This window comes from Nitrospira sp. (assembly GCA_030653545.1).
Classification (GTDB): domain Bacteria; phylum Nitrospirota; class Nitrospiria; order Nitrospirales; family Nitrospiraceae; genus Nitrospira_D.
On record JAURZE010000026.1, the window covers coordinates 33,964 to 53,685 of the forward strand.

General features: G+C 58.6%; 17 protein-coding genes. 14 read left to right on the forward strand and 3 right to left on the reverse strand.

Annotated features, from left to right (window positions below):
• The first annotated feature begins 44 nt into the window (after window positions 1-44).
• On the forward strand, window positions 45-872 hold the full coding sequence (locus tag Q7U39_13180; GenBank protein MDO9118903.1) for a hypothetical protein: 828 nt from the start codon (window positions 45-47) through the stop codon (window positions 870-872).
• Window positions 873-902: 30 nt separating this feature from the next.
• Here the strand turns inward: Q7U39_13180 and Q7U39_13185 are convergent, their stop codons facing one another.
• Window positions 903-1,574, reverse strand: coding sequence for a DUF2628 domain-containing protein (locus tag Q7U39_13185; protein MDO9118904.1), 672 nt, complete (start codon window positions 1,572-1,574; stop codon window positions 903-905).
• A 222-nt stretch (window positions 1,575-1,796) separates the two neighbouring features.
• Between Q7U39_13185 and Q7U39_13190 the strand changes: the two genes are divergently transcribed.
• The 8 genes from Q7U39_13190 to dapB are packed head-to-tail and all read left to right on the forward strand — an operon-like array spanning window position 1,797 to window position 9,968.
• Complete coding sequence (locus Q7U39_13190) at window positions 1,797-3,014, forward strand: acetylornithine transaminase (protein ID MDO9118905.1); 1,218 nt, start codon at window positions 1,797-1,799, stop codon at window positions 3,012-3,014.
• 1 nt (window position 3,015) lies between these two features.
• The gene (gene argF, locus Q7U39_13195) at window positions 3,016-3,993 is read left to right on the forward strand and encodes an ornithine carbamoyltransferase (protein MDO9118906.1); all 978 of its coding nucleotides are present in this window, start codon (window positions 3,016-3,018) and stop codon (window positions 3,991-3,993) included.
• A gap of 9 nt (window positions 3,994-4,002) precedes the next feature.
• Window positions 4,003-5,217, forward strand: a complete 1,215-nt coding sequence (locus Q7U39_13200) for an argininosuccinate synthase (protein ID MDO9118907.1) — start codon at window positions 4,003-4,005, stop codon at window positions 5,215-5,217.
• Window positions 5,217-6,629, forward strand: a complete 1,413-nt coding sequence (argH, locus tag Q7U39_13205) for an argininosuccinate lyase (protein ID MDO9118908.1) — start codon at window positions 5,217-5,219, stop codon at window positions 6,627-6,629. The genes Q7U39_13200 and argH overlap by 1 nt, the downstream gene beginning before the upstream one ends.
• Window positions 6,626-6,892 (forward strand): hypothetical protein, encoded by a 267-nt coding sequence (locus Q7U39_13210; protein ID MDO9118909.1) that lies wholly within the window; start codon window positions 6,626-6,628, stop codon window positions 6,890-6,892. The genes argH and Q7U39_13210 overlap by 4 nt, the downstream gene beginning before the upstream one ends.
• 56 nt (window positions 6,893-6,948) lie before the next feature.
• The gene (gene lysA, locus Q7U39_13215) at window positions 6,949-8,211 is read left to right on the forward strand and encodes a diaminopimelate decarboxylase (protein MDO9118910.1); all 1,263 of its coding nucleotides are present in this window, start codon (window positions 6,949-6,951) and stop codon (window positions 8,209-8,211) included.
• Window positions 8,212-8,263: 52 nt separating this feature from the next.
• Window positions 8,264-9,136, forward strand: coding sequence for a 4-hydroxy-tetrahydrodipicolinate synthase (dapA, locus tag Q7U39_13220; GenBank protein ID MDO9118911.1), 873 nt, complete (start codon window positions 8,264-8,266; stop codon window positions 9,134-9,136).
• 28 nt (window positions 9,137-9,164) lie between these two features.
• Entirely contained in the window at window positions 9,165-9,968 is an 804-nt protein-coding gene (gene dapB, locus Q7U39_13225; protein MDO9118912.1) for a 4-hydroxy-tetrahydrodipicolinate reductase, read from the forward strand.
• 1,141 nt (window positions 9,969-11,109) lie between these two features.
• Here the strand turns inward: dapB and Q7U39_13230 are convergent.
• Window positions 11,110-11,421 (reverse strand): hypothetical protein, encoded by a 312-nt coding sequence (locus Q7U39_13230; protein ID MDO9118913.1) that lies wholly within the window; start codon window positions 11,419-11,421, stop codon window positions 11,110-11,112.
• Between the two features lie 185 nt (window positions 11,422-11,606).
• On the opposite strand from Q7U39_13230, the gene fsa reads away from it, so the two are divergent.
• Window positions 11,607-12,254, forward strand: coding sequence for a fructose-6-phosphate aldolase (gene fsa / locus Q7U39_13235; GenBank protein MDO9118914.1), 648 nt, complete (start codon window positions 11,607-11,609; stop codon window positions 12,252-12,254).
• A gap of 9 nt (window positions 12,255-12,263) precedes the next feature.
• Here fsa and Q7U39_13240 read toward each other — a convergent pair whose 3' ends face one another.
• Entirely contained in the window at window positions 12,264-12,962 is a 699-nt protein-coding gene (locus tag Q7U39_13240; GenBank protein ID MDO9118915.1) for a uracil-DNA glycosylase, read from the reverse strand.
• A gap of 117 nt (window positions 12,963-13,079) precedes the next feature.
• On the opposite strand from Q7U39_13240, the gene Q7U39_13245 reads away from it, so the two are divergent.
• From Q7U39_13245 to rmuC, 4 genes are all read left to right on the forward strand, one after another.
• The gene (locus tag Q7U39_13245; GenBank protein MDO9118916.1) at window positions 13,080-14,135 is read left to right on the forward strand and encodes a lytic transglycosylase domain-containing protein; all 1,056 of its coding nucleotides are present in this window, start codon (window positions 13,080-13,082) and stop codon (window positions 14,133-14,135) included.
• 5 nt (window positions 14,136-14,140) lie between these two features.
• Window positions 14,141-15,478, forward strand: a complete 1,338-nt coding sequence (locus Q7U39_13250) for a glycerate kinase (GenBank protein ID MDO9118917.1) — start codon at window positions 14,141-14,143, stop codon at window positions 15,476-15,478.
• A gap of 14 nt (window positions 15,479-15,492) precedes the next feature.
• The gene (locus Q7U39_13255) at window positions 15,493-18,123 is read left to right on the forward strand and encodes a PEP/pyruvate-binding domain-containing protein (GenBank protein ID MDO9118918.1); all 2,631 of its coding nucleotides are present in this window, start codon (window positions 15,493-15,495) and stop codon (window positions 18,121-18,123) included.
• 206 nt (window positions 18,124-18,329) lie between these two features.
• Window positions 18,330-19,718 carry a DNA recombination protein RmuC gene (gene rmuC, locus Q7U39_13260; protein MDO9118919.1) on the forward strand — a complete coding sequence of 463 codons (1,389 nt, stop codon included), beginning with the start codon at window positions 18,330-18,332 and terminating at the stop codon, window positions 19,716-19,718.
• Window positions 19,719-19,722: the final 4 nt, after the last annotated feature.

The following is a 19,722-nucleotide window of genomic DNA, read 5'->3' on the forward strand; positions in this document are numbered from 1 at the left end:
AGTACCATGCCGCTCTATTCGCTCCACGCAGGAACAGACGATCCATGACGGTCCCGCCGGCAGCTGATATGAATTGGTCCGCGCTTGAAGCCTGGTGGTGCGCGATGGGCGCGCGGCTCGCCGTGTTGGACCGGGCGCAGGCCTTCTTCACCGCCGTTCAGGCGGGCAATCATTTCGACCGCATTGCCCAGGTCGGCGCGCAGGCCGATTATGTGCTGTTCGTGCTCATGCGCTATTGGGTGCCGACCGTGCTGCCTCCGCCAGGTCGCGAACGGCTGACGAAGAGCGATCCGGACTACTGGCTTGAATCGGAACACATTCTCAAGGCGGCCGCCGTTCGCTTACGGGAACTGAAGCCACTGATCGAATTGTTGACCGCCCCTGGTCCCTTATCCGAATCCTCCCAGGGGAAGGGCCTCAGCGCGTCGCCGGTCACAGAGCTTGAACTGGCGAACATCGTCGAAGGGATTGCCGAAGCCGCAGGGACCTACGGCGGTCCGGATTACACGTCGATTGTCAAAGCCTTTGATCCCGTGCCGCTCCGCCAGACCCAGCCGTTCAAACACAACAAGAAACATAGTGCTGAACTGTGGGTGGTCTTTCTGCTGCGGGAACACTTCCGCAGTCTCGGGCTGGGAAAAGACCGCTACTGGCCGCTGGTCGCCCCGCTCTGTGCCGCCGCCGGTATTCTGAATCCCAACGGCCAGCCCTATCCGCCGGACGAACTCAAGTCCTGGTGGCAGAAAAACTGGCCGCGCACGTATACCCAACTTGAACAGCGACAGGAAGCGACCGATGCGGGCGGGGCCGCGTACGAACAGGACTTTCAATGGTTCCAGGCCTGGATGGGCTGGCAACAAGGAAGAGGTTGACGGAATTTCTAAGACCGTTGCTTGGCGGAACTAGGTAGAGACAGTCGAAACAGGCTTCGCCGGTCGTGTCGGGATCTTGTCTCCGTCCAGCTGTCCTTCCTCAAGCATTTTGGCCACGCCGGCCAGCGCAATCACGTAGAGCACGATTCCCACGTAGATCACATACGGCTGGACCCCGCCGGCGTCCTGCAAGGCGGCCTCCTGCGCCGCGGGGTTGAGCTTTCCCGCTTTCTTGATCTCTGCGATCTCTTCCTTGCAGTGCCAGTAGTACAGGTAGTTGGCCGTGGCGCCGGCCATGACGCTCCACACGAGGCCGACGGTCATGTCGCCGGTGACATAGGTCGAGGCCATGGGGCCGATGGCGTACACAAAGGCGTGCAGATACATCTTCCGGTAGAGAAACCAGAGAAACGAAATGTACAGGAAGGCCGGCCAGTTCCAACTGAGGGCGAATCTGGGCTGCCCGTCGGAGGAAAACTTCTTGAACTGTTCGAGATAATAATCGGCCTTCGGGCCGACGAACTGCCGCCAGAGATCCTGATCGGTTGCGAGGGGCGTGTAGGGTGTTGCTTCGGGTGGTGCATCAGCAGTCGTACTCCCAGCGGAGTCGGCAGACGAGGCGAGGGCGAGGGCCATTCCACATTGCGCGCAGAAGTTGGCGTCTTCAGAGTTCTGTTGGCGACAGTGCTGACAGGATTTCATGGAGACGCAGCTTATCACACTCGGACATCCGGGCTGAGGCCTTATTGTGCGGAGACGGATAGGGCACGGTCTGATACCGTGGAGGAAGGGAGCAAATAGATGCCCGCGTCTAAACACCCTGAAGAACGGGGCTGAAATCCTCCCGGGCGGCCGTCGCCGTTATTGATTTCGACTCAACCCTATGCTAGCTTTCCCCTTCTTTCTTGAGGGGATACGTCTGCCATGCCGACAGAGGAACTGAAAGATTACGCAGCCAAGTATTTGATGCAAACCTATGCGCGTCAGCCGATTTCAATCGTGCGGGGGCGTGGAGCCAAGGTCTACGACATGGAAGGCCGGGAGTACATCGACTTTGTCGGTGGCATCGCGGTCAATATTTTGGGGCATGGCCATCCGGATCTGGTACAGGCGATCCAGCGCCAGGCGGCCCAGCTGATCCATGTGTCGAACCTCTACTACACGGAGCCGCAGGTCAGACTCGCGCAAATGCTGGTCGATCATTCGTGCGCCGACCGGGTCTTTTTCTGCAACAGCGGCGCAGAGGCGAATGAAGCGGCGATCAAGCTGGCGCGGCGCTACGGGCATGAGAAGTACGGAGCGAACCGGTTCGAGATCATCACGATGAAGAATTCCTTCCACGGCCGCACGATGGCGACGTTAACGGCGACCGGCCAGGAGAAGGTGCAGAAAGGCTTTGAGCCGCTCGTTCCGGGATTTGTCTATGCGCCGTTCAACGATTTTGCAGCGATTGAATCGCTCGTCACGGAGAAGACCACGGCGATCATGTTGGAGCCGATTCAGGGTGAGGGGGGCGTGCATGTCGCCGATCAAGCCTATCTGAAGAATCTGCGGGAGCTGTGCACGCAGAAGGATATCCTCCTGATTTTCGACGAAGTCCAGACCGGAATGGGGCGGACCGGGACGTTGTTTGCCTATGAGCAGCTGGGCGTGGAGCCCGACATCATGACGCTTGCCAAAGGGCTCGGTGGCGGGATGCCGATCGGCGCCTGTTTGGCCAAAGAGGCGGTCGCTGCAGTCTTCACGGCCGGGTCGCATGCCTCGACATTCGGCGGCAATCCGTTGGCCTGCGCTGCGGGGCTTGCGGTCTGTCGGATCTTGATCGAAGGGCGTGTGCTTGAGCAGGCCCGGCGCATGGGGGATTATCTGGCTAAAGGGCTGGCCGACTTCAAAGACCGTCATCGTGCGGTGCGGGACGTTCGAGGATTGGGGTTGTTACAGGGCCTGGAAGCGGAGATTGATGCGAAAGCCGTCGTGGCGGACTGTTTGAGCCGCGGCGTGCTGGTGAATGCCACCAGTGAACGGGTGCTGCGGTTTGTGCCGCCGCTCATCATTTCCCAGGCGGAAATCGATCGCGTCCTGGAGACGTTATCGTCCATCTTCAATCAACGGACGATGGCGGAAAAGGATCAGCCGCACTGATATGACAACTTCACGCAAGTCGAAGAAGCGGGCAGCCTCATTTGCCAAAGACTTGCTGGATGTGGCGACGATGCCGCGTCCCCAAATCGATGCCTTGTTGCGGCTGGCGACGGCGCTAAAAACGAAGTTGCGACGGGGCACTGCCCATTCGTTGTTGGCGGGGAAGACGCTCGGGCTGCTCTTTCAGAAGCCGTCGACCAGGACTCGCGTGTCGTTCGAGGCCGGCATGAATCAGTTGGGTGGCCATGCGATGGTACTGCCTATGGCGGATATTCAACTTTCACGGGGCGAGAGTGTGCCGGATACCGCTCGTGTGCTGTCACGGTACCTCGACGGGATCGTGATCCGCACCTACGACCACGGCATTGTCCAGGAGTGGGCGGAAGAAGCCGCCATGCCGGTGATTAACGGCTTGACCGATCTGAGCCATCCCTGTCAGGCCCTGTCTGACTTGATGACCATCAAGGAAAAGAAGGGGCGTCTCAAAGGGCTGAAGCTCGCCTATGTCGGCGACGGGAACAATGTGGCGAATTCGTTGATTGAGGCGGCTGCCAAGGTGGGAATGCATATCGCGTTGGGGTGTCCCATCGGCTATCAACCGGATCAGCATGTGGTGGATCGGGCACGGCAGGAAGCGGCGCGCTACGGATCGGACATCGAGGTGGGGGTCGATCCGCAAATCGCCGTAAAAGATGCTGATGTGCTGTACACCGATGTCTGGATCAGCATGGGGCGCGAACGGGAACAAGCCCGGCGTTTGCGGACGCTGGCGCCCTATCAGTTGAATGGGCGGTTGCTGCAGAAAGCGAAACCCGATGCCATTGTCATGCATTGTCTGCCGGCGCATCGCGGCGAAGAAATCACGGCCGAAGTGCTCGATGGACCACAGTCCGTCATTATCGATCAAGCGGAAAATCGGCTGCATATGCAGAAAGCGATCTTGGTTCAGTTGCTGACTCAGAAGAAAGGCAGGGCGTAAGCACTCATCATGAAACAGACATCGATCAAGAAAATTGTCCTCGCGTATTCCGGCGGGCTTGATACCTCAGTCATCTTGAAGTGGTTGCAGGAAACCTATCAGGCGGAAGTGATTGCGTTTTGTGCGGACCTCGGCCAGGGCGAAGACCTGCAGGCGATCAAGGCGAAAGCCAAGAAGCTGGGTGTGAAGAAGGTCTATGTCGAGGACCTGCGCGAGACCTTCGTGAAGGACTATGTGTTTCCGATGTTGCGTGGGAACGCAATGTACGAAGGTTGCTATCTCCTGGGTACATCGATTGCGCGGCCGCTCATCGCCCGCCGCCAGGCCGAAATTGCGTTGCAGGAGGGGGCCGAGGCGGTGTCGCATGGCGCGACCGGGAAGGGCAACGATCAGGTCCGGTTCGAGCTGACCTATATGGCGCTGGCTCCAGGGCTGAAGATCATTGCGCCCTGGCGCGAGTGGACCCTGCGATCACGGCGCGAATGTATCGAGTATGCCGACAAGCACGGCATTCCCGTGACGGCGACGAAAGCCAAGCCCTACAGTATGGACCTCAATCTTTTTCATGTGAGTTACGAGGGCGGCATCCTTGAAGATCCCTGGAAGTCTCCGCCGGATGAAATTTTCCAGATGACGGTGTCTCCAGAAAAGGCGCCCAACAAGCCGCTGGAAGTCGAAATCGAGTATGAGCAGGGGAACCCGGTCGCCGTTGACGGCAAAAAGATGAGTCCGGCGAAGCTGCTCGCGCATCTCAACAAGCTGGGCGGAGCCCATGGGATTGGCCGGGTCGATCTGGTCGAAAACCGCTATGTCGGGATGAAGTCCCGTGGTGTGTACGAAACGCCGGGCGGGACGATTCTGCACGTCGCGCATCGGGGACTCGAATCGCTCACGATGGATCGGGAGGTTCTGCACTTCCGTGACAGCCTGATTCCGCGGTTTGCCGATCTGATTTACAACGGATACTGGTTCAGCCCGGAACGGGAAATGATGCAAGTAGCGATCGACGAAGCGCAAAAAGATGTTTCCGGGACGGCCCGCGTGAAGCTCTATAAGGGGAGTTGCACTCTCGCCGGCCGGAAGTCGAAGAATTCCCTCTACCGGCTGGATATTGCGACGTTTGAAGAAGACGATGTGTACAACCAGAAAGACGCCGAGGGTTTCATCCGGTTGAACGCGCTGCGGTTGAAGATCCGGGCACAGAGGCGGAAAGCGAAGTCCTAATGGCCAGTCGGAGATCCGGCAAAGCAGGGGCAGGCCAGCCGAGCAAAGCATGGGCGGGACGGTTTCGCGAGCCCACCGATCGGTTGGTCGAAGCCTTCACCCGTTCCATTGCGGTGGATAAGCGGTTGTACGCGCACGATATCCGCGGCAGCATCGCCCATTGCCAGACGCTGGCCAAGGCCGGTGTACTCAGTCGTCGCGAGACCGCGACAATCGTCCGCGGTCTGCAATTGGTTCAGCACGAACTGGAGCGGGAACGGTTCACGTTTCTGCCGGAAGACGAAGATATTCACATGGCGATCGAGCGCCGATTGACCGAGTTGATCGGTCCGGTCGGCGGCAAATTGCATACGGGCCGCAGCCGGAACGATCAGGTGGCGCTCGATGTGCGGCTCTATGTGCGTGATCAGCTCACGGTTCTGATCGCACGGCTGACGGAATTCCAACGGGTGTTGGTGACGCAGGCAGCGGAACATCTTGATGTCCCGATGCCGGGCTACACGCACTTGCAACGCGCGCAACCCGTGTTGTTGGCCCATCATCTGCTGGCGTACGTGGAAATGTTTCTGCGCGATAAGGCGCGTCTAGCGGATGCACGGACGCGGGTCAACGTGATGCCGCTGGGTTCCGGGGCGCTGGCGGGATCGAATTACCCGGTGGATCGCCTCTATACGGCGGCGCTATTAGACTTCCCTGCGGTGACGCAAAATAGCCTCGACGCGGTGTCCGACCGCGACTTCATGATTGAAGTGGCATCCGCATTAGCGATCGTCATGATGCACTTATCGCGCATGAGCGAAGAACTCATTCTCTGGGCCACGCAGGAATTTCATTTCGTGGATCTGCCGGACGGATTCTGCACCGGCAGCAGCATGATGCCCCAGAAAAAGAATCCCGATGTGCCAGAGTTGGTGCGCGGGAAGACCGGCCGCGTCTACGGTCATCTCATCGGATTGATGACGACGTTGAAGGCCTTGCCGCTCAGTTACAACCGCGATTTGCAGGAAGATAAACCGGCGCTGTTCGACGCGCTCGACACCACGCAAGACTGTGTCGAAGTCATGACGGAGTTGATGCGTCGGCTCAAAGTGGACCGGGCCGCGCTGACCCGCGCCCTCACGGGCGGCGGGATGTTGGCAACGGAGCTGGCTGACTATTTGGTGATCAAGGGTGTACCATTTCGGGAAGCGCACGCGATCACCGGTCGGGTCGTCCGGTGGGCCTTGGATGCCGGGCGCGAACTCTCCGAACTCACCGTCAAAGAGCTCTGCGTGTTTTCGCCTCGCTTCGAGAAATCCGTGCTGGATCGGCTCACGGTGCAGGGGGCCATCGACCGGAAGGCGCAGATTGGTGGAACTGCCAGGTTGCAAGTGGTTCGCCGCCTGAAGGAATTGGCGAAGTTGTTGGCATGATACAAACGAGTGACATGTTTCTTGCCGGTGTGAGCCTGACCGTATTGACCGTCGTGACGGGTTGCGGCGTCGTGGGTGCTCCCATTGCTCCGGAAAACGTGGGCGTCAATCCGACGATTGCCAGACAGAAGATGGAGTTGAAAAAACTGGGAGAGACTCAAGAGGCAGTCAATCCAGCAACATCTTCGGATCAGGTCGCCCCGGGCGAGATCAAAGGGCAGGATGAAGAGTTGCCGCCCTTGCGGCCGGTTGGAACGAGATAGTGCGGGCAGAGAGTTTTTGGCGAGTGGACTCAACTTACTGAACGAGGATTGTGACGATGCATGATTTCGAATATCGCCAGGGCGAATTATATTGCGAGCAGGTGCCGATCAGCCGAATTGCCAAAGAGGTCGGTACGCCTTGTTATGTGTATAGCCACTCGACGCTCATTCGGCATTTCAGGGCCTACGATCACGCGTTCAAGAACATCCCTCACGTCGTCGCCTTCGCCATGAAATCGAACTCGAATTTGGCCATCCTCAGTCTGATGGCCAAGGAGGGCAGCGGCGTCGATATCGTTTCGGGCGGCGAGTTGTTTCGCGCCCTCAAGGCCGGCGTTCCTGCTTCCAAAATCGTGTTTGCCGGGGTCGGAAAAACCGCCGACGAAATCCGGGATGCCCTGAAGGCCGACATCTTGATGTTCAATATCGAGTCATCGGCTGAACTGCTGGCGATTCAAGAGGTTGCGGCGTCCGTCGGCAAGAAAGCCCGCATCGCGTTGCGGATCAATCCGGATGTCGATCCCAAAACGCATCCCTATATTTCAACAGGGATGAAGAAGAGCAAGTTCGGAATTGCCGCAGACCGCGCGCTGCAAGAATACAAGATGGCCGCCTCACTGAGCCATATCGACGTGGTGGGCGTTCATGCCCATATCGGGTCCCAACTCACGGAGGTGACCCCGTTCGTTGATTCGTTAAAGAAGGTCGTCGCGCTCATCGGAACGTTGAAAGCGCAGGGAATTAATATCCGGTATCTGAACATCGGAGGTGGCTTGGGGATTACCTATTCCGAGGAAAAGCCTCCGCTGCCGCAAGAGTTGTCGGACGCCATTTCACCGATCATCACCGATCTCGGCCTGACCTTAGTGATGGAGCCGGGGCGTGTCATCGTCGGCAACGCCGGTATCCTGGTGACCAAGGCGTTGTACTTGAAAGAAGGGGAGGCGAAGAGCTTCGTCATCGTCGATGCCGCAATGAACGATCTCATTCGCCCCAGCCTTTATGGCGCCTATCATGAAATCAAGCCGGTCAAGGAAGAGGCCGGGCATCGCGCCAAGCAGCAGGTGGATATCGTCGGTCCGGTATGCGAATCGGGAGATTTTCTGGCCAAGGACCGCTTGTTGGCCGCCGTGAAGCCGGGCGAATTAATGGCGGTGATGAGCGCGGGGGCCTACGGGTTCGTCATGGCTTCAAATTACAATTCCCGGCCCCGCGTCCCTGAAGTACTGGTCAAGGGCGGAGACATTCATGTCATCCGTGAGCGTGAAACCTACGAGGATCTGGTCAAGGGCGAGATGATCCCGGCGTTCTTGAAGTAATACGCGGCGCGGGCGGCCCGTAGATTCTCCCGTACCGTGAGAAGGAGCCATTATGTTTACCGGTTCTCATGTCGCGATCGTGACACCCTTTCGAAAGGGCAAAGTCGACGAGCGGGCGCTGGGTGATCTGATCGAGTGGCAGATCGCGAAGGGCACGAACGGTATCGTCCCTTGTGGCACTACCGGAGAGTCCGCCACGCTGTCACACGAGGAGCATAACCGTGTGATCGAGCTGACGGTGGAGGTGGTCCGTCGTCGAGTCCCCGTCACGGCAGGGACCGGCTCCAATTGTACTGAGGAGGCCATCTCGCTGACGAAGCATGCCAAGGAAGCCGGGGCCGATGCCGCGCTGCTCATTACGCCGTACTACAACAAGCCGACGCAGGAAGGCTTGTATCGTCATTATAAGGCGATCGCCGAGGCGGTCGATTTGCCGCTGGTCCTGTACAACATTCCCGGGCGAACCGGGGTGAATATGCTTCCGGCGACGATTGCTCGATTGGCCGTGATCCAGAACATTGTCGGGGTGAAAGAGGGGAGCGGGGTGATTCAGCAGGCCTCGGACATTGTGCAGACATGCGGTAACCGCCTTGCGGTGCTTGCCGGAGACGATGCAATGACGCTGCCGATGATGGCGGTCGGCGGGCAAGGCGTGATTACCGTCACCGCCAATGTCGCTCCCACCGAGATGGCGAATATGGTCAAGGCGTTTGCGGCCGGGAACATTGAGGAGGCCCGACGCATCCACTTCCAGCTGTCCCCTTTGTTTGCCGCGTTGTTCTACGAGACGAATCCGATCCCCGTGAAAGAGGCGCTGGGCATGATGGGGAAGATTGACCCTGAGCTTCGTTTGCCGCTTTGCCCGATGGGGAAAGAGTATCGCGACAAGCTGGTGCAGGTGATGAAAGAGGCTCGCTTTATTTAGCGTTCCGGTAGAAAGATGAGACGCGGTCATGATTAAAGTTGTGGTGGCTGGTGCGGCGGGACGGATGGGTTGCCGGTTGGTGGCGCTGGTGCGTGATTCGACGGCGCTGACATTGGCCGGGGCGCTCGAGGGGAGTGGGCATCATGCCATCGGCGATGATGCCGGCGAGACCTCCGGGACCGGGCGCGCCGGGGTGGCCATCACCAGTGATCTGGCCGCGTTGATGGACCGCGGTGAAGTCGTGATCGATTTTTCCGCTCCCGAAGCGACGCTCGAGCATTTCCGCATTGTCGCCCAACATCGGCGGGCCATGGTCATCGGCACGACGGGGCTCAATCCGTCTCAACTTGAAGAGATCAAGGGGCTTGCGAGACACGTTCCCTGCGTGTTGTCACCCAATATGAGCGTGGGAGTCAATTTGATCTATAAAGTCATCGGGGAAATGGCGAAAACATTGGGCGACGACTACGACATTGAAGTAATTGAGGCCCACCACCGTCTCAAGAAAGACGCGCCGAGCGGTACCGCATTGAAAATTGCGGAAGTGCTCGCGCGCGCCGTCAATCGCGACCTGGACCAGGTCGGCGTCTATTCCAGAAAAGGCCTGATCGGGGAACGAACGAAACAGGAAATCGGTATTCAGACCATCCGGGCCGGCGATATTGTGGGAGATCACACCATTCTCTTCGGCGGGATGGGTGAGCGCATTGAGGTGACGCACCGTGCCAGCAGCCGCGACACCTTTGCGCGTGGCGCGTTGCGCGCGGCTCGATGGGTGGTACGCCAGCCCCCGGGCCTCTATGACATGATGGATGTGTTAGGTCTGAAGTGAATCAGTTCTGAGCCGTGCCGGTCACGGTCTACTTGCATCGCCCTGCCAACTTCATCGCGCTTTCTTATTCGCCCTGCGCAGCCTGATCCGGATGGATGGTGCGGCCGATCCGCTACTCCCCAGTGGGAGAGGGCCGTAACCAAGACCGACAATTTGTGTCAGATAAGCCGGAACTAGTTCGACGAAGGGGAAGCTTGCGGAACACTCTGTCCGCAGGCATTGCACGCAATGATAAGTTGGTCGCGTGTGTAACTGATCATGCGATAGCAGGAGGGACAGCACAGGACGGCAGTCCGGGGAACGGCAGTCAACTTAATCACCGCGGGTTTCATCGACGAGACGTATTCCCATCCTGAATCGCGGACCAGGTTGACGCGCCGATCGGTTCTTTCGCGCGAGTCTGGATCGTCGCCGAAAGTCTAGCGTAGAGCAGTTGAGCGGCCTCCGTCCATTTCGGATTCGAAGGGGCGCCAACAAAAGCTGCCTCGGCAGCTTTCTGCTCATCGTACGTAAGTGGTTTTGGTTCTGCCATAGACGGTCAATGTCTTGCCGTGATGGGCCGTGGTTCTTGGTCCGCTGCTTTTCTCCGACCACAGTTTAAGCACGCAAACACTGTGATCGCAAGTCCTGCGTCCAAATCCACCGCCCGCTCTGGCAACATTGAACCGCGGCATTTATCGCATGTCTTCATAGGCGGACTCTAACACTTACAGAAATGGATGCATATCCTTCTGAAGTACTGGATGGTAAGGGCAAGAGTCCTTTTTGACCAACGATGTACTAGGCCATTTGGCCATTTCTGCACAATGAGACAACCCGCATCGCAGGAGGCTCAGCCTTGACAGCTCTAGGGCGCTTCCATAGGATTGTGGTCGGTTTGGCAGGAACACACTATGTATAGATTATTTCTAATAATCGGATTGCTGGTCATCTTATTTGTGCTTGTGAAAAGCATTTATCGGAATTCCAAACAAGCCGGTAGACCGGCACGACCACCGTTAGATGGAGATCAGATGGTCCAAGATCCGGTCTGCGGGGTGTTTGTGCCTAGAAAAACTGCAATTGTCCAGCAGGTCGGAGGCGTCTCCAATTGCTTTTGCAGTCAGGAATGCGCAGAGAAGTTTCAGGAGCAGCGAACGAGTTAGCAGCCTGAGTAGCTGTAGTCCGACAACTTTTCTTCCTTGTCGAACTTCAGCAGAATCTGACACTGGTTCGGTGAGAAGTTAAACAGAGGAGGACCGGACTTTCCGCCGGCGATGCGGTAATACGTCCATGTTTCGCCGCCGAAGAAGCGAGACGCTTTCCCGTCCGGGGTGCCCCAGTTTTTTTCAAACCAGGCTTTATCTTTCCCCTGGAGTTCTGCCGGTTTGAGCGAGGCTTCAAGGTAGGGATTACTGGAGCTACAGGCGGTCAGAGCCAAGCAGCTGATCAAAAGCATAACAGAGAGACGCATGAGTGAGTTCCTCCTCGGATGCGACACACAACGTACGATGCGTGGCTTGGTTGACGTGCAAATTCTAACCCCCGACCGGATAGCTGTCAAACCACGGCGTCGCGTTGCGTCGTGCATGAGTTCCCCCTAAAATGGAAGACACAGAATACGCGCAAACGTCATCTCGGTAATGAAAGGATGTTCTTATGAAATTCTATCTCGATACGGCGAACGTGAAAGAAATTCAAGAAGCGGCCAGTCTTGGGTTGCTCGACGGGGTGACAACCAATCCCTCGCTTGTAGCCAAAGAAGGCCGCAGCTTCAAGGAAATGCTCGTCGAAATCTGCAACATTGTCGACGGGCCCATCAGTGCGGAAGTCGTCAGTGTCGAAGCGGATGCCATGGTCAAAGAAGGAAAAGAGCTGGCCAAGATCCACAAGAATATTGTGGTCAAGGTCCCGCTTATTGCGGAAGGGTTGAAGGCGACCAAACGGATGGCCGCTGAAGGTATCAAGGTGAACGTCACCCTGTGCTTCTCGCCCACCCAAGCGCTGCTTGCGGCGAAAGCCGGAGCCTGGTGTGTGTCGCCCTTCATCGGGCGTCTAGACGATATCAGTTCCAATGGCATGGAGCTCATCCGCCAAATCCTCACCATCTACAAGAATTACGACTACAAGACCTTCGTCTTAGTGGCCAGCGTCCGCCATCCGCAGCATGTCGTCGAAGCTGCTTTGGCCGGCGGCCATATCTGCACGATGCCGTTTTCAATTTTCCAGCAAATGGTCAAGCATCCATTGACGGACATCGGGCTCAAGAAGTTCTTGGCCGATTGGGATGCCCAGGCGAAAAAATAAGGCTCGTGGCTACTTGGCGGGATGGGGCGTGCCGAGTTCGCGGCGCGCCTGCGCAAAGACTGAATGGAACATGGGGCGGGTAAGCTTCCCGGTAAACGTATTCTGCTGACTGGGATGATAAGAGCCGAGCAAGAGGTCTCCCCACGGAAGTCGATACGCAACGCCATGTCCAAACTTGGGCGTCGGTGACGGGATGGTGTGACCATCGGCTCTGTGCATCTTCAGATAGTGATCGAAGGCAATCTTCCCGAGCGTGATGATGATGCGTTTCCGTTTGAGGAGACGCATTTCATCACGCAAGAATCGGCCGCACTGTGCAAACTCATCGGGCGACGGCTTATTCCCGGGAGGCGCACAGCGGACGGTCGCGCCGATATAGCAGTTCGTGAGGGTCAACCCGTCGCCGCGATGCGTCGATGAGGCTTGGTTGGCGAATCCGAAGTGATGCAAGGCTTCGTAGAGCCAGTCCCCGCTGCGATCGCCCGTAAAGACCCGACCGGTTCGATTTCCGCCATGAGCCGCCGGTGCGAGCCCGAGCACATAGAGTTCCGCCTCTGGGTCGCCGAATCCGGGGATCGGCTTTCCCCAGTACGTCCATTCCAGATACTGTCGGCGTTTGGTTTGGGCCACAGTCTCCCGGTAGGTCACTAGGCGTGGGCAGGCCGTGCAATCGGTGATCGTATGATTCAGGACGGTGAGGGAGCGCATGGCGGCGTCACTCTATCATGAACGAGAAGTCATTCGTGCTTGCCGGGGTTTGGGCTTGCTGTTAGCATGACCACGATCAACATTCATCAGTCTAAGAATAACAGAGGAGTACCTCGGATGGCAGAGTCTGGTATGCGAATCGGATATTGGGTCCTTGCGGGGCTTCTCAGCTGGGGGGCAAGCCAGGCCTGGGCGGAGCCGGTCCAGGGCCATCCTGAAGGTAAAGATGCGGCAAAGTCAGATTCTGGATTTCGCGATCTCATCCTCCCCGAGCCGCTGGACAATCAACCCGAGCCGGAAGACCGATTGGTCATTCTTCCGGAGATCAAACGGGAAGGAGAACGGTACTTTCTGAGTTCGTTCAAACTCCCCGACAAAATAACATTCGGAGGGGTACCGGTTCCGCTCGATAACTGGCAGGTCAGAGAACGCATTGAATACGAGTTCTATCAGTTTCTCGAAGATCAGGGCGAAAGTATCATCCTGGCGAAACGCACCGGACGGTGCTTCCCCCCAGCCGAAAAGCAGCTGGCCGACGCCGGGCTCCCGGACGATCTGAAGTACATGTTATTGGTCGAGAGCAAGTGTATTGCGGCTGCCTATTCCAAGGCCAAAGCCTCCGGCCCGTGGCAATTCATTCCGTCTACCGGGAAGCGGTATCGTCTCAAGAGCGACTCCGTCCTCGACGAACGCCGCAACCTCGAAATGTCGACCGAGGCCGCGGTCAAGTACCTCAAGTACCTCAAAGATTTCCAGCAGAACGATTGGTTTCTGGCGATGGCCTCCTACAATGCCGGTGAAGAACGGGTGCGCAAGCTTCTCAAGGAGCAGAAGATCACGGACTATTGGAGAATGAGCGGGCCACGCGAAACCATGCGCTATGTGCCTCGGATCATCGCGGCAAAAGAGATCTATTCGCAGCCGGAGAAGTATTTGGGGTTGAGCAAGAAGGATCTCTACGTGCCGTTGGAAACCGAGACCGTCACGGTCAATGTAAAGGAATCGCAGCGGGCTCTGACGTCGATCGCCGAGGAGTACGGGACCTATTTTCTTGAATTGAAGATGCTGAATCCTGAGTTTAAGAAGGACGTCCTCCCGCAGGGCATCTACCAGATCAGGGTTCCACGGCAAACCTGCCCGAGCCGCTGTTTCAAGCAGGCCAAAACTCCGTAGAACCCATGCGTCTCACGCTACCCCCTTCTCCCGCCCGATCCATTCTTCGTCGTGTGATCGGGGCGGGGTTGCGGGCGGCGGATCCCGCCCACGCTCTGTGCCAGCATGTTCATCGAACCGGCCACCGATTGCAGGTGGGCCGCCGCACGTATGATCTGCGATCATTCGATCGGGTCGTCGTGGTCGGGGCGGGAAAAGCCTCCGCGCGAATGGCGCAAGCCCTTGAGCGGGTGTTAGGCTCGTATTTGAACAGCGGGCTCATTGTCGTCAAAACCGGCCATCGTCTGCCCACCAAACGCATCACTGTGATCGAAGCCGGTCATCCGGTTCCTGATCGAGCCGGACTGGAAGCGGCCGAACGACTGCGCGCCCGAGTGGCAGAGGTAGGCGCTCGCGACCTCCTCATTGTGCTGCTCTCTGGCGGGGCATCCAGTTTGATCCCTGCTCCGGTCGAGGGGGTCAGCCTTGCCGATAAACAGACCATTACGCAATTACTCCTGAGAAGCGGTGCGACGATTCAAGAGATCAACGTGGTCAGAAAACACCTCTCGACGATCAAGGGGGGGCGCCTCGCCGAAGCCACTGGCGCAAGGATTGTGACGCTGATCCTCTCGGATGTAATCGGCGATGAATTGACGGCCATCGGCTCCGGTCCGACGGCGCCCGACCCTTCGACCTATCGAGAGGCAATCGCGATCATGAAGCGGCGACGAATCTGGACGAAGGCGCCTGCTTCAATCCGCCGACACTTCAAGCGTGGTGATTGCGGCGACGTCAATGAGACGCCGAAGCCGGGTACGGCCAGATTCCGAAGAGTGCAGCATGAGATCATCGGGAATAACGAGATGGCGCTCGTTGCAGCCGCGCAAGCGGCTCAACAGGCGGGTCTGCGAACCGTTCTGTTTTCGATGCCCTTTGTCGGCGAAGCCGCTCAAGCCGGAAAGACATTCGCGTCACTCGCAGAATGCTTGTCTGAGGGGAAGGGAATCGTCCGGCGGCCCTATTGTATTGTGGCCGGCGGGGAAACAACCGTCACAGTCACAGGGCGCGGCAAAGGTGGTCGTGCACAGGAGTTCGCTGCCGCAGCGGCCTGTGCGATCGCCGGTCTTCACAACGTCTGGGTTGCTGCAGTCGGGACCGATGGGACCGACGGTCCGACCGAGGTGGCTGGTGCGGTGGTGGCCGGGGCCACGTTTGGAAAGGCGAAAATAAAAGGGGTGAATCTTCGTCGCGCACTCGCGCGGCACGATACCTATCCAGCCCTTCACGCGCTCAAGAGTCACATTGTCACGGGACCTACCGGCACCAACGTGAACGATCTTTACCTTCTGCTCGCACTCTAGTTAGTATCTGGGCCATGTCATCCCCGCTGATCCTGCCTCTCAAAGCCTGCACCGATCGCCGCTTCGTTGGCGGGAAAGCCGCGGGATTAGCACGCCTGATAGCTGAAGGGTTTCCCGTCCCTCCGGGGCTGTGTCTCACCGTCGAAGCGTACCGCCAATTCTTGCGTGATCAAGGAATGGATCCTGCGGCGATCTGGAGGCAGGTGCAGGATGCCAAAGGAGTCGCTCGCGCAGCACTCCTTGAAGACTGCCGGAGGAGAATTCAGCAAGGCCGCCTCTCCGGCGAGTGCCTGTCAGAACTGCAGAGGCATCTCCGGGCAATGCAGCGGCCGGTTGAACAGCTCTGGGCTGTGCGATCTTCTGCCACCAATGAAGACGAGACTCACGCCAGCTTTGCGGGGCTGTACCACACAGAGCTGGGAGTCGCCGGAGAGCAGTTGGGGCCCAGTGTGCAGACGGTCTGGGCGTCGCTGTGGGACGAGCCCGTGGCGACCTACTACGAGCGGGTCGGGTGGAGCGATCGCCCGCCGGCCATGGCAGTGGTGATTCAGCCAGTTCTCGAAGCTCGGGCCGCCGGCGTGCTCTATACGATTCATCCTGTCACGGGGCGTGACGATCAGGTCGTGGCGAATGTAGTGCCGGGTTTGGCGGCGGGTCTCGTCGACGGTACGAGGACTCCGGATCAGTTCACGTTGCAGTGGGATGTCTCGACTTCACGGGCCTCCGTGCAGGAACGAGTCATTGCGAACAAAGACCGCGCAATACGGCTGGGGACAGCCGGCATCCTTGATCACGCGCTTGATCCATCTGAGCGCGAGCGACCTTCGGTCACGGACGATGAGCTTGAGGCGTTGGTGCGACTGGGGAAGCGAGTCGAGGCGGCGCTGCATCAGCCCGTCGACATCGAATGGGCCATGGACGGGCAGGGACTTTGGCTCTTGCAGGCCCGCCCGGTCACAGTCGTGACGACACAGCCTTCGCGCCTCGATGATGGCTGCGAATGGTCCCGCACCAATTTCAAAGAGACGATGCCGGATGTGCCCAGCCCGCTCGGGATCTCGTTTCTCGAACAGTTTATGGATCTGTTTCTGATGGGACCTTACCGACGGTTGGGGTGCCAGATCCCTCGCGGGATGGCGTCGGTTCGAATATATCGAGGCCGTCCCTATCTCAATGTGAGTCTGATGCATGCGTTGATCGAACAGCTGCGTGGCGACACGTCGACGCTTGCGGAGCATATGGGCGGACATACGGTTTCCCGGCCTCTCCCGATCAAACAACTCAGTCCCGGGGCTCTGCTGCGGGCGGGATTGCTGGTCGCTTGGTGGATCCGTCAGGCCTCTCGTCAGTCGGAGCACTGGTTTGCCGACATGAAGCGGATGGGGCTGGAGAATCATCGCGAGGCGGTGCAGGCGCTGACGCTGGTCCAAGTCCGTGAACGGATCCAGGCATTGAACGAAGAGTTTCTTCGCCGGGAAATGACGTTCGGCATCGCCGGCGGTGTGACGCAATGCCTGCAGGCACTGGGGTTTCTGTTGCCGCGATGGCTGGGAGAGGACTGGCGCGGACTGCTCAACGCGGCACTCCAGGGGCAGGCCCAAGCCATCAGTGCACAGCAGATCGTCAGGCTGGCGGCATTGGTCGAGGTGGCGCGTCGTGACGAATCCGTGCGACGCGTGTTCGAAAGTGCGGAGTGGGACGGGCGGGTTGCGGGTCAGAGGCTCCGCGGGACTCGATTCTACGATCTGTTCGAACAGTACTTGCTCGACTATGGGCATCGGGGGCTGGGGGAGTCCGATATTATGTCCCCGCGATTTGCGGATCAGCCGGAAATCGTGCTGGACGTGCTGCGTCATCAGATCACTGCCTTGACGGCGCAATCGCCGGCTGATATTGCGGCGCGGCAGCGGAGGATACGTGAGCAGGGCTGCGCGGACATTCGCGCCCGGTGCGGCCGGCTTCGTTGGACGGTCTTTTCCTGGTGGTACCGGCGGCTCTGCCGGTTCTATGCGCTCCGGGAAGCCAATCGACACCATTTGATGTACTACGCGGGGGCGACGCGCCGGCTGCTATTGCGCGCCGGCGCATTGCTGACGGAGCATGGCCGGTTGGATCAGGCGGAGGATGTCTTCTTTATCCGTGTGGAAGAACAATCACCGTTGCTCAGTCTCGAGGCTCGGGATTGGCGGGCCTTGGTGGCGTCGCGCAAGCAGGCGCGTGTTCGCGATCTTCAGATGGTAGCCCCAGATCAATTGATCGATGGAGCGAAAGAGATCTCGGCAGAACTTGCGCCGGAGGCAGCAGGGTGGCGGGGGGTGCCGATCAGTGCCGGTGCTGCAAGGGGTCCGGCGCGAATAATCCGAACGGTAGAGGATTGGAAGAGAGTGGTTCCAGGCGACATTCTTGTTAGTCCTGTGATCGACCCAGGGATGGCGCCATTGTTCGGGATTGCCGCGGGACTCGTCGTAGAAATGGGCGGGACGTTGTCGCACGGCGCGATCATCGCGCGTGAATATGGATTGCCGGCGGTGGCCAACATCCCGGGGATCACGACCTCTGTGCGCGATGGGGAGATCATCGAGCTTGATGCGGCCGCTGGTACTATGCGACGGCCGCTGCCATCTCAGGATGGTTCTCTCGGGTGACGGTGGTCCCTGATAACGAACGGCTCGCGTGCAGGAGCTACCAGAGACTGACAACGCTAGGGCCGAATGACATTGGGACTTTTCGCTGCTTGACCTTTTTTGACGTATCTCGTACGCTCCAAAAATTCTCCAGGCCTTACTGTATCACCCAATAGATTCTCTGTCCGTGAGGATGCCGCGCGTCAGAAGACGGAGAGGATAGCGTTATGGATGTGACCGGCATATTGCTGGGGATTGTCATCGGTCTCGTTCCTGGCGCGCTCGTCGGTTGGTTTCTTGGCGCGGGTCGCCTCTCCCGGAAATTCCAGCAGCAAACAGTCGAGTTGAGCGCCAGAGCTGAGCGGGCGGAGTCGCTTGAGGCGGAGTTGCGTCGCCAACTGGAACAGGATCGCCTGGAAGGGGTGCAGCTTCGGGCAGACCTGGCGACCGCCCAGCAAGCGCGGGCCTCAGCCGAAGTGCGGACCGAAGAAGCGCTGAAGCACGTCGCCGAACAAAAGCAACTCGTCGATCAATCCCGCCAGCAGCTCCTCGAATCGTTCCAAGCGCTGTCGAATGACGCGCTCACCAAAAACAATCAGGCCTTCTTAAATCTGGCTCGCGTGTCGTTCGAAACGCTCCAGGCCAAAGCCGAGGGCGAACTGTCGCAACGGCAACAGGCGATCGACGGACTGGTGAAGCCGCTCCATGATTCGTTGCAGCGCTACGATGAACAAATGCGGCTGCTCGAACAATCGCGCCAATCGGCCTATGGCGGGTTGGATCAACACCTGAAATCGCTGGCGGAGTCCCATCAACGTCTCCAGCAGGAGACCGGCAACCTGGTTAAGGCCCTCCGCGCGCCGACGGTCCGCGGTCAGTGGGGTGAAATCACGCTGAAGCGGGTAGCTGAGTTGGCGGGGATGGTCGATCATTGCGATTTCTTCGAGCAGGAAAGCGTCACCGGCGAGGATCGGCGGTTCCGTCCAGACATGGTCGTGCGGCTGCCGGGCGGACGGCAGATCATCGTCGATGCGAAGACGGTTCTGGCGGCCTACCTCGATGCTCATGAAGCCCCGGACGATCAGCGTCGGATCGAAGCCTTGCGCCGGCATGCCGCGCAGGTCCGCAGTCGGATGGACGAGTTGTCGTTGAAGGCCTACTGGACGCAATTTGAGCGGGCCCCCGAGTTTGTGGTGCTCTTTCTTCCCGGTGAGCAATTCCTCGGCGCGGCGCTGGATCACGATCCGCGTTTGATCGAAGAAGGGTTTACACGCGGGGTGGTGCTCGCCACGCCCACGACATTAATCGCGCTATTGCGGGCCGTGGGGTATGGCTGGCGACAGGAGCAGATGAATGCCCATGCCGAAGAAGCCGGACGGCTCGGCAAAGATCTTTACGAGCGCATGGCGGTGCTGGCTGAACATGTGAATGATGTCGGACAGGCGTTAGGCAAGAGTGTGTCGGCCTACAATCGAGCGGTGGGTTCGTTGGAGACGAGAATTCTTCCGGCGGCGCGCCGATTCAAAGAGCTTGGGGTCGCGTCTGAAAAAGAGATCCCGCAGTTGGAGCCGGCTGAGCTGGTGCCGCGCCGGACATTGCCTTTTGACGGCGAATAAGGAG